General features: G+C 37.7%; 14 protein-coding genes. 5 read left to right on the top strand and 9 right to left on the bottom strand.

Features of this window, described 5'->3' with window-relative positions:
• Positions 1-546: 546 nt before the first annotated feature.
• Positions 547-804 (top strand): GlsB/YeaQ/YmgE family stress response membrane protein, encoded by a 258-nt coding sequence (locus AO843_RS07910; RefSeq protein WP_036123271.1) that lies wholly within the window; start codon positions 547-549, stop codon positions 802-804.
• 35 nt (positions 805-839) lie between these two features.
• Here AO843_RS07910 and AO843_RS07905 read toward each other — a convergent pair whose 3' ends face one another.
• Positions 840-1,538: a lytic transglycosylase domain-containing protein gene (locus AO843_RS07905; RefSeq protein ID WP_054610576.1), complete on the bottom strand. Its 699-nt coding sequence runs from the start codon at positions 1,536-1,538 to the stop codon at positions 840-842.
• Between the two features lie 193 nt (positions 1,539-1,731).
• Between AO843_RS07905 and mscL the strand changes: the two genes are divergently transcribed.
• From mscL to AO843_RS07890, 3 genes are all read left to right on the top strand, one after another.
• Positions 1,732-2,121: a large conductance mechanosensitive channel protein MscL gene (gene mscL / locus AO843_RS07900; RefSeq protein ID WP_054610575.1), complete on the top strand. Its 390-nt coding sequence runs from the start codon at positions 1,732-1,734 to the stop codon at positions 2,119-2,121.
• A gap of 347 nt (positions 2,122-2,468) precedes the next feature.
• Positions 2,469-3,584: a methionine biosynthesis PLP-dependent protein gene (locus tag AO843_RS07895; protein ID WP_054610574.1), complete on the top strand. Its 1,116-nt coding sequence runs from the start codon at positions 2,469-2,471 to the stop codon at positions 3,582-3,584.
• Between the two features lie 3 nt (positions 3,585-3,587).
• The gene (locus AO843_RS07890; RefSeq protein WP_054610573.1) at positions 3,588-4,748 is read left to right on the top strand and encodes an aminotransferase class I/II-fold pyridoxal phosphate-dependent enzyme; all 1,161 of its coding nucleotides are present in this window, start codon (positions 3,588-3,590) and stop codon (positions 4,746-4,748) included.
• 52 nt (positions 4,749-4,800) lie between these two features.
• Here AO843_RS07890 and AO843_RS07885 read toward each other — a convergent pair whose 3' ends face one another.
• Entirely contained in the window at positions 4,801-5,229 is a 429-nt protein-coding gene (locus AO843_RS07885) for an NUDIX hydrolase (protein WP_054610572.1), read from the bottom strand.
• Between the two features lie 66 nt (positions 5,230-5,295).
• Between AO843_RS07885 and AO843_RS07880 the strand changes: the two genes are divergently transcribed.
• Complete coding sequence (locus AO843_RS07880; protein ID WP_054610571.1) at positions 5,296-5,787, top strand: GNAT family N-acetyltransferase; 492 nt, start codon at positions 5,296-5,298, stop codon at positions 5,785-5,787.
• 30 nt (positions 5,788-5,817) lie between these two features.
• On the opposite strand, the gene AO843_RS07875 is transcribed toward AO843_RS07880, so the two are convergent.
• From AO843_RS07875 to AO843_RS07850, 7 genes are all read right to left on the bottom strand, one after another.
• Complete coding sequence (locus AO843_RS07875) at positions 5,818-6,687, bottom strand: YwqG family protein (RefSeq protein WP_054610570.1); 870 nt, start codon at positions 6,685-6,687, stop codon at positions 5,818-5,820.
• Positions 6,688-6,808: 121 nt separating this feature from the next.
• On the bottom strand, positions 6,809-7,147 hold the full coding sequence (locus AO843_RS07870) for a cupin domain-containing protein (RefSeq protein ID WP_054610569.1): 339 nt from the start codon (positions 7,145-7,147) through the stop codon (positions 6,809-6,811).
• 20 nt (positions 7,148-7,167) lie between these two features.
• Positions 7,168-7,704: a hypothetical protein gene (locus AO843_RS07865; RefSeq protein WP_054610568.1), complete on the bottom strand. Its 537-nt coding sequence runs from the start codon at positions 7,702-7,704 to the stop codon at positions 7,168-7,170.
• Between the two features lie 142 nt (positions 7,705-7,846).
• The gene (locus AO843_RS23950; RefSeq protein ID WP_082389415.1) at positions 7,847-7,999 is read right to left on the bottom strand and encodes a YpzG family protein; all 153 of its coding nucleotides are present in this window, start codon (positions 7,997-7,999) and stop codon (positions 7,847-7,849) included.
• Positions 8,000-8,112: 113 nt separating this feature from the next.
• Entirely contained in the window at positions 8,113-9,288 is a 1,176-nt protein-coding gene (locus tag AO843_RS07860; protein WP_054610567.1) for an amidohydrolase, read from the bottom strand.
• A gap of 16 nt (positions 9,289-9,304) precedes the next feature.
• A complete protein-coding gene (locus AO843_RS07855) occupies positions 9,305-10,492 on the bottom strand; it encodes a hypothetical protein (protein WP_054610566.1) in 1,188 nt (395 codons plus the stop codon).
• A 365-nt stretch (positions 10,493-10,857) separates the two neighbouring features.
• The gene (locus tag AO843_RS07850) at positions 10,858-12,840 is read right to left on the bottom strand and encodes an ABC transporter substrate-binding protein (RefSeq protein WP_054610565.1); all 1,983 of its coding nucleotides are present in this window, start codon (positions 12,838-12,840) and stop codon (positions 10,858-10,860) included.
• Positions 12,841-12,883: the final 43 nt, after the last annotated feature.

The following is a 12,883-nucleotide window of genomic DNA, read 5'->3' as shown; positions in this document are numbered from 1 at the left end:
TCATATAAAACACGCTCCTTTTCAACATTATAATCCTTTTAAGCCTAATTTTCAAACTATTCAAATAATGGAAATCACCCATTTTTCATGCTAATAATGAAAAACTACTTACTAAGAAATGTGAGAAATAAAATAGTGAATGGGCAATTAAAATCCTGCATTAAAAAAGTTTGCTTTTTTGTGAATGAATAGGCTGTTCTTGCAAATAATTTTAGAAAAGGCTAATTTCTTTCGAAAGTTGATGAATGTATTTTAGGTACGAATTGATGGCGCGAACATACTATAGAAGTAAGCGATAAAATCGGTGTATGTACAATATAAAACCTGTTGTATCTAATGTAGGCATTTTCCCGACAATTTATGCAGATGGATTGGCTGTCACTCCTGCAGATGATCGATTGGGCATTGTGAAATAGCTGCGAGGTTAACTACAGCCTGATAAAAGCATGTAATTATTACTAAAAAAGATGGCAGCGTTTAATCTGCTTCATTCAGGGTATAACTAAGTAATCGCCATTATATCTTAACTTTAAGGAGATGAAAATAATGATTAGTTTCATTTGGTATTTAATCATCGGAGGGATCCTTGGATGGTTAGCGGGTGTAATTTTAGGTAAGGATGTACCTGGTGGTATCATCGGAAATATTATTGCGGGAATTGTCGGTTCTTGGATCGGTAGTATGGTTTTAGGGAATTGGGGTTGGAGAGTAAGTGATTTTTACGTATTCCCTGCGTTAATCGGTGCTGTCGTGCTGATCTTTATCGTAAGCCTTATTCTAAAAGGTATGCGTAAAGCGACTTAAATATGCAATGAAGAGCCATCCATTGTGATGGCTCTTTATTTTTCTCGATTTAAAAGAACTGCCGCTTTTAACTCATCATGATAAGCATTGTACAATTGGTAGTAATGTAGCACATTTTCCACATATTTTTCACTGTGATTGTATTGAAAAATGGCCTTTTTAATCTCACCTTTTGCGGCACCGTATTTCGACAAGTAATTAGCTGCACTAAAAACTGCATCTTCTATATCATATGGATCTGCAATCCCATCTCCATTTGCATCTACACCATACCCTCCATATTTGGCAATGGTCTCTGGGCTCATTAACTCTGCCTTTGAAATGCTTCCCTTTCCTAAACCTGAGCAAGTGGGATGCCTCCAACCAACAAATGTGCAAGGCATGAATTGCATATGACCCTCGGCACCTGCTGACGATACCATGGTTTTCACCGTCGAAAAACGAGTTTCAATGCGATGATGCGCAGCAAGTAAGGTCCATGGTACACCATACTTTTCCTCTGCCGCTATGTAAACTGGAATAAATTTCTCAGGAATGCTTATATCAAACTGTTCCTGAATTTCTTCTATTGCTTTTTGTTGTGCAAGCTTTTCAAAAATCGGTAAGGTTTGGAGCTCCTTCCATGCAAAAAAAGTAAGAACATATACGGTTATTGCTATTGGGATTAATAATGCTATCATACCCAATTTTGTGGCGGGTGATAACATCGGTTTATTATTCTTTTTCTTAGCCATAAGTCACACCTAGTCTAGTAGTCTACTTCCATATTACCAAATTTTTCGATATATGTTGTAAAATTTTTTAAGCAATACAACCTAGTAACAGTAGGACATCATTTCCACTATGAAAGCAGTTGAAAGACTTGGGAAAAATATAGTAAAATACAAATTGATTAATTTTAAGGTTAATAATAGGGAGGAAATTATTTTGTGGAAAGACTTTAAAGAATTTGCGATGAAAGGCAATATTATCGATTTAGCAGTAGCAGTTGTCATTGGTGGTGCTTTCGGTAAAATTGTTACCTCCTTAGTTGAAAATATCATTATGCCTTTAGTGGGTGTGTTAACAGGTGGTATTGATTTAACAGCAAGCTTTGTCTATGGCTCAGGTGATGCCCAAGTCAAATTAGGTGTATTTTTACAATCAATCATTGATTTTTTAATTATTGCGTTTGCGATTTTTATGGCCTTACGAATTATGACGAAGCTTACAAATAAAAAGGAAGAAGCTGTCGTGGAAGACCCAGCTCCTGAATTGGATGCAAAAGAAGAGCTGCTAAAAGAAATTCGCGATTTATTAAAAAAAGAACAAGCCTAATCTATCGCTAGCAAGAATCTGTCTCATTCAAATGAGGCAGATTCTTTTCATTTGAATAAAGGTGCTCTCAATGGCTTCGTTTCAGCTTCCTTTAAACTCAATATTGCTCTCCTACTCTACATTAGAACTACATTAAGTCCATACTAATATAAATGGAAATTATCAACTTACCGCCATATCCTACTATTCTTACACGATTAACATAAAATAATCTAGCTAATTTTCTGAAATCGCCCTTGTTCTTCTTGAATATCCATGTTAAATTGGTAACAATTATTGAGATTACTACTATTAAATGAAAAGCGAATATTGTCGCTTTACATAATATTGGAGAAAAGAGTGACGTCATGACATTAAACAGAAGTATTGAAACAAAACTTGTACAACTAGGCAATTTAAGTGACCCAACAACGGGAGCTGTTAGTCCTCCTATTCATTTATCGACTGCTTATAAACATGCTGGGATTGGGGAATCTACAGGCTTTGACTATACACGTACAAAAAATCCAACTCGTGCTCTTTTAGAAGCAGGCATTGCTGATTTAGAGGGTGGCGATATGGGCTTTGCCTGTAGCTCTGGGATGGCTGCCATTCAATTGGTATTATCCATATTTAAACCAGGCGATGAATTAGTGGTGCCAGATGATTTATACGGCGGTACATATAGACTATTTAACTTCTTCCAAGAAACATATAATATCAAGCCTGTTTATTCAAAATTTGAATCTGTTGAACAGGTGGAAGCATTAATTAATGAAAATACACGTGCATTATTCATTGAAACACCAACTAATCCGCTTATGCAGGAATTTGATTTACAAATATATGCTGAGCTAGCCCATAAGCATGGTGCCTTGTTAATTGTTGATAATACATTCTATACTCCATACTTCCAACGTCCTATAGAATTAGGAGCAGACATTGTACTTCACTCTGCAACAAAATATATTGGTGGACATAATGATGTCTTAGCAGGGCTAGTAGTAGCTAAAGGCGAAAAATTAGCTGAACGTATTGGCTTTATTCATAATGGTAGCGGTATGGTGCTTGGGGCAATGGATTCTTGGTTACTTATTCGCGGCTTAAAAACAATGCATCTTCGCTTGAAACAACATGATGCGAATGCAAAAGCTATTGCTGCTTATTTAGAAGAAGAGGCATTAGTAACAGATGTCCTTTATACAGGAAAAGGTGGTATGCTGTCATTCCGATTGCAAAAACCTGAATGGATCGATCCATTCCTTCGTAACTTGAAGTTAATTACTTTTGCTGAAAGCCTTGGCGGTGTGGAAAGCTTTATTACATACCCTGCTACACAAACACATGCAGATATGCCTTATGAAGAGCGAGTTGAGCGTGGCGTTTGTGATCGTTTATTACGCTTCTCTGTTGGCATTGAAGAAGCCGAAGATTTAATTGCAGACTTACAACAAGTATTCGATATCCTTAGAAAAGAGGCATAATTTATGAAGCAACATATTGAAACTAGCCTCATTCACGCAGGTGTTCGCGATGGCTACGCAAATAAAAAAGGGGCAGTTAATGTCCCTATGTACCTTTCCTCCACTTTCCATCAAGAGAGTATTGATGAATTTGGAGAATATGATTATGCTCGTTCAGGTAACCCTACGCGCGATGCATTAGAAAAAGCTATGGCAGAGCTTGAAGGTGGAGTTCGTGCTCATGCCTTTTCTTCAGGGATTGCTGCTGTTTCAGCCGCTTTAATGCTGTTATCGCAAGGTGATCATATTGTTATGACTGAAGATGTTTATGGCGGAACATATCGTTTTGTGACAAAAGTATTACCACGCTTTGGGATTTCCCATACATTTGTAGATTTCACGGATTTAGCAGCCGTGGAAGCCGCTATAACACCGGCTACAAAACTGCTTTATATGGAAACACCATCTAACCCAACGTTAGGCATTACAGATATTCATGGTGTGGTTGAACTGGCGAAACAACACCAATGCCTCACATTTTTGGATAATACATTTATGACACCATTACATCAACGGCCGTTAGTACTTGGTGTGGATGTCGTCATTCATAGTGCGACGAAGTTTTTATCTGGTCATTCTGATATTATTGCAGGATTAACAGTAACAGCTGATGAAAAGCTAGGTCAGGACCTATACTTTATCCAAAATTCATTTGGCAATATTTTGGGTGTGCAAGATTCTTTCACTCTCTTGCAGAACATCAAAACGACAGATGTACGCTTTAGCCGTTCTGCGGAATCTGCACAAAAGATCGCAGAGTTTTTAACTACTCAACCACTAGTAGAACAGGTCTACTATCCTGGTCTCGCATCACATCCTGGTCATGATATCCATCAGCGTCAAAGTACAAGCCCTGGAGCTGTCTTATCCTTCCGTCTACCAAGCTATGCTGCCGCAAAGGCATTAGTCGAGGCGATGAAAATTCCAGTTTTCGCTGTCTCACTTGGTGGTGTGGAATCGATTCTCTCCTATCCGGCAAAGATGAGTCATGCTGCTATGGAGCCTGAAGAACGTGCCAAACGTGGTATCACAGATGGACTTTTACGTTTTTCTGTAGGACTTGAGCATGTAGAGGATTTATTAGCCGATTTTGCGCAAGCTTTAGAGATTGCTGCAAAAGCTTAATTGAATAAACGTTAAAACCGCGCCATTATGACGCGGTTTTATCTTTGAACGTTCAATTTTTCACCTTAGCTAACACGCGATATAAATAATCGCCATGCCCTTTTGCTAACATTGTGTCTTGCTCAGCTGAAATCCAGTAAAAAGAAAATAGTAAATCTGTTTCATTCATTCCTGTAGGATAATGTTGCCACGCTTCCCGTGTTTCATCGGATGTTAAATGATAAAAATAACGTTTCTGTAAAACACCTGATGGATGATTAAAGTAATCCTGCGCAATGAGCCCTTGGACGATAAGGGTTGTTAAGCCTGTCTCCTCCAACATCTCACGTTTAACAGCCTCTAATGGGGTTTCCCCTTCTTCAACCGTGCCTTTTGGAACTTGAATACCTGCCCCTACTGTATTTTGTTCAAATACGAGTACTTGCATTTGTTCCCCATGCTCTCTCGTAATATAGCCAAATGCTTTTTCAACTACTTGCATGAAGTCATCCCCTATCTGATTGTATGTTACAATAAAGATAAAAATTGGAATAGCAGGTGAAAAGTGTTGACACTTATTATACGACAGATGCAAGAAAATGACATTACTTTTGTACAAGAAATTGCTAGTAAAAGCTGGCATCATACATACGAAGGAATCATACCTCGCAAAATCCAAGATACCTTTATACAAATGGCCTATAGTAGTGACCAATTATCGGCACGTCTAGTCAACAGCCTATTTTTAGTTGCCTTCCAGGATGAATCATTAGTGGGTTTTGCCAATTTTTCAAATGTTACCAGTGGAGAAGCAGAGCTGTTCGCCATCTATCTACATCCAGATATGCAAGGTAAAGGAATCGGTTCAGTGCTTTTACAGAAGGGAATACAGATGCTACCAAACTTATCGTCATTATTTGTTTGTGTAGAGAAAGAAAATACGATTGGTATGCATTTTTATTTAGCAAAGGGCTTTGTAAAAATAGAAGAATTTGATGAGTTATTGGAAGGTCATCTGTTAAAAACAGTGAAATTGGTTAAACAAAACGAAAAAGTATAACGGATTTTTAAACTTTTTCGTTTTGAAGTTCTAATAGCATTGTAAGACAACCCAAGCTTGATCAAACCGTTTATTTTGACAATCTTCCTCTCGAATCCAAAAATACAATGTACCGCTATCTCCCCACATAAACCCGAGGTCTTCCTCAGAATCCAGTTGCAGCAATAATCGCCAGTCAGTTGCTCCAGCTTCCAATTCCTTTCGTAAAGGATCATTATATCCAGTTAAATCGCCACAATATAAGCCATTTGTCACTAGTTGACATTCTAAATACATATCTCCTTGAATAGCATCTGGAAAACCGTCAATGCGATGGATAGCCTGTTCCCCATCAACGCTTTCATAGCGAAGCTCGCTATAATTTTCTGCTTCCTTTTCATTTAAAATTTCATCAATTTCATGCGAGTATGGCGATTCCCATGGTGGCAGAGTCAATTCATTGTTAAATTGAAGACTCGCGCTTTCAATGCTCCCATGCGCATGTAAAACTGTAGGAGTGTTCATTCTAGAGAGTCTATCAATGGGGTGTGTGAAGTAGAAAACTTTAAAGCCATCACAATCTTTTGGATCATACCCCCATGGTTGTTCCACCGCGTCATAGAAAAAGGATAGTATACCATCTGAAGGCAATAAACTGTTTGTATCATATGGTTTGATATCGTTTACATTTAGCTGGCAAAGAAAGTACAATGGAGTATCTTCGTTTTTATAAGGCCATGAAAAATCAGTTGGTACGTCCGGACAGCCACCTATTTTTGAGTATCCCATAGGAATATCTTCATCAGAGCAGTGATTGACGTACATTTGAATTGAGTCTCTTGCGAAAGATAATAGTTGCTTAGTTTTGTGCTCTAGACCAAACTCTTTAAACAGTTTTTTAAAATTTTCTGCGTTGCTCATTGCTATCTCCTCCTAACCTATTATGATATTCACTATACCAAAAACACGAACACACATTCTATGTTTATAAATAATTTTCATTTCAAAAAGTGTAACGGAACGACAGCCGTTACACTTTTGTTTATGTAATATTTAATTGCTCGGCCTGGATCACAAGCGCTGTTAATCCTGTCGTACTGCCAGATTCATGTGCTTGTCCTTGTTGCCAAAGAACGCCCTCTCCTGTTTTCATTTCGACCCTTTTGCCATCCTCACCACAAACCCAACCTTCGCCCTGAATAACAACAAATAATTGTGGAACCGGAGCTTCATGCATACCTACTACACCATTAGGCTCAATATAGATAAATCCGATATTCGCTGGAACTTCTGTTTTCATGATTTTCTGATAAAACGAATTCATGGATTGATATGGATGAATTTGATTAGCTAAATCCTGAGTAAATTGAAATAGTTGCATCTGATTTGATTCCTTTCACACTATGCTAATTCTTCTTGGGCAAATGCTAGTAATGTGCCATCCTCTTTTTTGAAATAAAAAGCAAATGCATCATAGCCATTTCTTTTTATCGTCTCCCAATCTATTGATTCACCATTAATGAGCTGTACATTTCCTTGTTCATCTATTTCATAGTCATCCACTTCTTCATCATAATCAATATTGTAAAAAAATGATAAAACCACTTCAGTAGCGGGCATGTCATATTTCTGAAGAGGACGGTTGATTCGTTCTTCTTCTGTATATTCATCGCAAAACAATGCATTATAACCATGTAGAGTCCCATCAAAAAGCAAAATTTCTTCTGCAGTTAAAGGGTCCCTTGCAACAATTTTAGCAGTTGAACCTGAAATGAATGGTAAAACTTCTCCATCGAGGGATAGTAAATCACCATAATACCAAATTTCAAACTTTTTGTTATTTGTACTCGAGCGAAGCTGTAATTGCGAGTCAACTACTTCTGGCTGTTGTATATTTTTTGAAAATCGCTGTAAATATGTTGGAATAGGATAGATCAAGGCCTTCCCTCCCTTTTCTATTTTATAAAATACCAATACCATCCTTATACAGTATTATTATACATTGTATTTCATGTTTTTACTCAAAAAGAAAAACCCAGAATTTTTTCTGGGCTTGATGACACTTACTTTTCTAGCATGATTAAAACTGACGGGCCTTTGCTTCACTACGCAAGAGACGGTTATGAAGGGTAATCTCCGTTTCCCCGTTTACTTGCGATTTTGCTCGCTTAATCCTTGACCAGTTGCGGTGGATTTTTTGAGATTTGGGGTCTAATTGTTCGAACCTACTCATTTTTCATCCTCCTCATCATTATAGATTTCATAAGTGAAATCTTTTTTATTATGACCAGCTAGGATGTAATTATACAAAATATTATGAATGAAAAAGTCGCTCGCATTTTCACATTATTTGTTTTCTCTTAACCAAGTTAGCGCATATTGTACATATAATTCGGTTCCAATGCGCAAACCATCTTCGTCAATATCAAAATGACCATTATGATGTGCCCAACGTGTATCTTTCTCTGTATTTCCTGAGCCTACTAGTGCAAAGCAGCCAGGCACTTCATCTAAATAAAAGCTAAAGTCCTCACCACCCATTGTTGGGTCATCTAAATGATAAGCTTCGGTGCCAAAATGTTCAATTGTTAGGCGCTTAACTAGGTCTGCACTAGCTATATCGTTGTTGACAGCTTGTGTGCCATATTCATAAACAACTTCTGCTGTGCCACCATAAAGTGATGCTACTTGTTGCGCATAATGGCGAATTTGCGCTTCAATATGCCTACGAACATCTTGATCGAAGCAACGCACTGTACCTTCCAAAATAGCGTCTTCGGCAATAACATTGAAGCGGGTACCTACGTCCATTTTACCAATTGTTAAGACAGCTGGACGAAGTGGATTGACCGTACGTGATACAACCGTTTGGACATTCAACGCAAAGGTCGACGCGATCATTACCGCATCAATGGCATCATGTGGCCCTGCAGCATGCCCTCCGCGCCCTTTGAAGTTTACTTTAAAAATATCGGCAGAGGCAAATGCGGGTCCTTTATTGCACTGGATTTTTCCTGTGTCGATTTGTGACCAAATATGAATACCAAACGCGTTATCTACACCTTCCATAGCGCCTTGTTCGACCATCGCTTTTGCCCCTGTAGCTATTTCTTCAGCGGGTTGGAAGATAAATCGAACTGTCCCTTCTATTTCCTCACGTACTGTCTGTAAGGTTTTTGCGGCAATCAAAAGCATGGCAGTATGGGCGTCATGACCACAAGCATGCATCTTTCCATCTGTTTTAGAACGATATGGAATATTCTCTTTAATTTCATAAACTGGCAAGGCATCCATATCCGCACGTAGGGCAACTGTTTTTCCTTCCTTGTCCCCTTTTAACTCAGCAATAATACCTGTTGGCTCTGTTCGTCTATAAGGAATACCAAGCTTATCTAAATAAGCTGCTACATAATTCGTAGTTTCATATTCCTCCCAAGAAAGCTCTGGCTCACTATGTAATTTTTGACGAATCGCCACAAGCTCGTTATTACAATCTGCAATGATATGTTTAATCTTATTCATAATTACTCTCTCCTTTTTATAACCAATTTACGAAAATACCTGCTAAAATAACGGATGTTATTGTTACACTAATGAAACCACCAACAAGCATGGGTGGCAACATACGACCTAACAGCATTTCACGTTCTTTTTCATCCGTCGTGGATGATTTCACAACCTCATTTGTTAAAATATAATCTGCCGGGAAACCATATAGCGCTGTTAAGGATACCGCAAATGCTAAGTTCGGGCTTACTTTTAATATTTTCCCTGCAATGAAAGAGAAAATATACATACCGATTACAGCTAAGGCAATCGAAACAACTAATGGCACAATAATACGCATCAACATTTCAGGAGATGCCTGTTTTAAGCCATCAAATATAAAGAGCATTAATCCCATAATGGCAAAGCCGAAGCCATTAGCTTTTTGTAATGGCTGCTTTTCTAAAAAACCAATTGTTGAAGCAAGTACACCAAACACTAAGCACAGTACTAGCGCATTGACTGTCACTATGGGTGCCAATACAGTAGATGTACCATAGGCCAATAATCCAACAAACGCTATACGGAAAAATTTAAAGTATTCTGTATTATATTTTGCTGGTAACTTCCTAAATAATTTTGGCTGATCGGCGGCAGGTTCTTCTTCTTCCTGCACCTGCGTGATCGCATGTAGTTTTCCTTGTTGGTGTTCTTTTAATAAACGTTTTGCTTCACGTTTTAATACAATCGAAGTGATGGGATAACCTGCAAACCCTTGAATTACATAGATAACAATTGCAAAAACCGCTAAATCCTCCAAACCAGCTGCTGAAGCACCTTCTGACATGACTAACGCAGCTACAACCCCTCCAACTAATGGCGGAACTGCAACAATCATCGTTTTTAAATCAAAGATCATGGCACCAATGGTAAATAAAAAAGCAATAATTCCCACAATACCTGCCAATGAAATGACAATCGCTTTCCACTGGTTTTTCAATTCCTTGAGCGACAGAAGTGTGCCCATATTGGTGATTAATAAATACATTAACATCGTTGCAACGACTGGACCAATCCCTGCAATACTAACAATATCCTTCGGGAAGAAAGTCCAATACCCGACTAAAAATAATACTGCACAGACGAACACAGATGGAATCCACGCCTTTGTTCTTGTTGCGACGATATCCCCGATGTAAAGAATAGCAAGTACTATCGTCAGTGCTAACATTTGAGACATATTAAACCATTCTCCTAACTTATTAAATTTTTAATGTCCTCTATAATAATACTTATTATTCTAAAAATTCTATTTTTACAGAAAATAAGGAAAATAGTTCTTTTTCGAGCATATTCGTGACACTAATTTTACGGTTTTCTAAATATTTAAATTTTAAAGCATATCTATAAAAAAAAAGAACCAGCATTAAAGGGTTCTACTTCACTTAAGATATTCTATGCGATTACTATTTAAAAAATAGTCCTACAAAATACACAAATTATTAGCATTAGATCCAATTTCAACGCAAACCCTCCTCATTTGTCTAAAAACAAGCAAACAGGGAGGGTAAATGTTCATGTTAATACAAGTTCAAGTATTGTTGGTCACTGCTTTTTCTCTAATAAAACTTTGACAATTTTCTCAAGTTGAAGATCTAAAGAATACGGATCTTCCATCACAAATTCATCATCGAATTCACCATACATATAAACATGGCCATTTTTCACAGCAGGGGCTCCTTGCCAGATTGGGCTGTTCAAAATCTCTTCTGCATCTTCCTGCGAATTCACATAGACGAATACATGATCACCTAAATACTCTGGTAGCACCTCTAATGAGATATTTTCAAAGCCTTCTTTCATATTTAATGCTTGTTCTGTCGGAGGTAATTTCAACATCTGATAAATGGTATTACTACCATAATTCCCACCCTCAGCAGCTAACACAAACAAACCTGTAGGGCTTAATTGCACGATTGACACCGTTTCGCCTTCTTTAATGATGCCATCTATTTGTTTTCGAGCATCTTCTACCTTACGTTCATATTCTTCTATCCATTGCTCCGCTTCCTGCTCTTTTCCAAATACTTCAGCAATTCTTCTGAATTTTTCCAAAGGCCCTGCAGTTGAAAGTTCTTCCCAATAGGGGATAAAAACCGTTGTTCCAATTTTTTCATATTGTTCAATGTTTTTCTCAATCGACCCAATGATTAAATCTGGCTCTAACATAATTAATTTTTCGGGGTTCATTGGAAAGTTACCTAAATTTTCAATTTTATCTAGTGTTTCTTGAGGAATATCTGATTTTTCTATCCACCCTTCCGTTAACATTCCTTCACGGACACCGATTGGAATAATTCCTAGCTTTAAAAGTTGTCCCATATATTGGTCAGCTGCAACACGTTGTGGTTGTGCTGGAATTTCTACATCCCCTCTTGGCGTAGAAACAATTCTTGTTTTTCCTTCTTGCATCACTTCTTGCCCACTATTCGCCTTTGTTTCTACTTGATTTGCCGCTGGTGAGGCGCCGTTTGTATTTGTTGCATTTGTGCATGCTGCTAGTAACAATGATAGGCACATAAGCAACGTCATGGCCGTTACCTTCATGTTTTTAAACTTATACATTTCGCTTGCTCCCTTTCGTTGATAATGATTTTCAATTTCATCATCAATATACCACTCGATTTTATGAGGGAGAATAGCATATCTTCTTTTCCAAAGTGGCAATTCTTCATCTTCACCTTGGCGTTTTTGTCTCCACGCTACTTTAAATTGAACTGGAGATATGCCTTTATGTCGTTTAAAGCTTCGGCTTAATGAATAGCCGTCGGGATAGCCGACATGCTCGGCAATTTCCTGCAATGTCGCATCTGTTTGTACTAGTAATTTCGCTGCTTGTTTTATACGTATTGCACCCAAATAATGAATCGGGCTCGTATGCATTTTTTCTTTAAACAGCTTTGATAAATAACCAACACTACATGATAATTCCTGAGCCAATTTTTCAAGCGTCAAAGGCATATGATAATGTTCCTCTATGTAACGAGCTGCTTCTGTGACTAAATCTTGCTTTACTGGGTGAATCCCTTGTGTGTGCATTTGTCGGAATAATTCATAGACATATTGATAAAACAAAGATTTTATATGTAAATTTTTCAACTCTTTATCATCAGATTGCAACCAAACTATATTCATCTGCTCCGCTTTATCAAGTAGTGTAAGTGGGTTAGCTGGCGCAAAAGCATACTGATATCGGAACGGATTGTCGTTTTCCAATAAAGCTACAATTTCTTGCCGCTTTGGTAATGATAGCGTTGCTTTATAGAAAATCATATAATATTCAAATTCCTTCTCCGCTACAATCCGTATACACACCCCTTTTCCTGCATGCAGAACATGAAAGGTCTGTACCAAATAGCTATTTTTATCAATCCATATTTGAGCACCGCCTCTTTTAGTATAAAGAAAAGCATTTGCTGGCAATCGATACGGGCCAAAAGCTTCTCCTTGTTCCATCTTCATAAAACGTATATCCATTATTTTAATATACGCGTGATTCCATAAAAGTATATGATCGCTTAATTTCATTGAGCTCTAGCACTCCTTCTAGATTAACCATTGACATGCCTCT

It is taken from the genome of Lysinibacillus sp. ZYM-1 (genome assembly GCF_001308875.1).
GTDB lineage: Bacteria > Bacillota > Bacilli > Bacillales_A > Planococcaceae > Lysinibacillus.
Note: the sequence above shows the minus strand (reverse complement) of the source record. Positions and strands in the feature narration are given on the sequence as shown.

Bases quoted from the DNA above. Each gene is read 5' to 3' on its own strand.
- AO843_RS07910 (WP_036123271.1), top strand. From the start codon at position 547: ATGATTAGTTTCATTTGGTATTTAATCATCGGAGGGATCCTTGGATGG.
- AO843_RS07905 (WP_054610576.1), bottom strand. From the start codon at position 1,538: ATGGCTAAGAAAAAGAATAATAAACCGATGTTATCACCCGCCACAAAA.
- AO843_RS07895 (WP_054610574.1), top strand. From the start codon at position 2,469: ATGACATTAAACAGAAGTATTGAAACAAAACTTGTACAACTAGGCAAT.
- AO843_RS07890 (WP_054610573.1), top strand. From the start codon at position 3,588: ATGAAGCAACATATTGAAACTAGCCTCATTCACGCAGGTGTTCGCGAT.
- AO843_RS07885 (WP_054610572.1), bottom strand. From the start codon at position 5,229: ATGCAAGTAGTTGAAAAAGCATTTGGCTATATTACGAGAGAGCATGGG.
- AO843_RS07875 (WP_054610570.1), bottom strand. From the start codon at position 6,687: ATGAGCAACGCAGAAAATTTTAAAAAACTGTTTAAAGAGTTTGGTCTA.
- AO843_RS07870 (WP_054610569.1), bottom strand. From the start codon at position 7,147: ATGCAACTATTTCAATTTACTCAGGATTTAGCTAATCAAATTCATCCA.
- AO843_RS23950 (WP_082389415.1), bottom strand. From the start codon at position 7,999: ATGAGTAGGTTCGAACAATTAGACCCCAAATCTCAAAAAATCCACCGC.
- AO843_RS07860 (WP_054610567.1), bottom strand. From the start codon at position 9,288: ATGAATAAGATTAAACATATCATTGCAGATTGTAATAACGAGCTTGTG.
- AO843_RS07855 (WP_054610566.1), bottom strand. From the start codon at position 10,492: ATGTCTCAAATGTTAGCACTGACGATAGTACTTGCTATTCTTTACATC.
- AO843_RS07850 (WP_054610565.1), bottom strand. From the start codon at position 12,840: ATGAAATTAAGCGATCATATACTTTTATGGAATCACGCGTATATTAAA.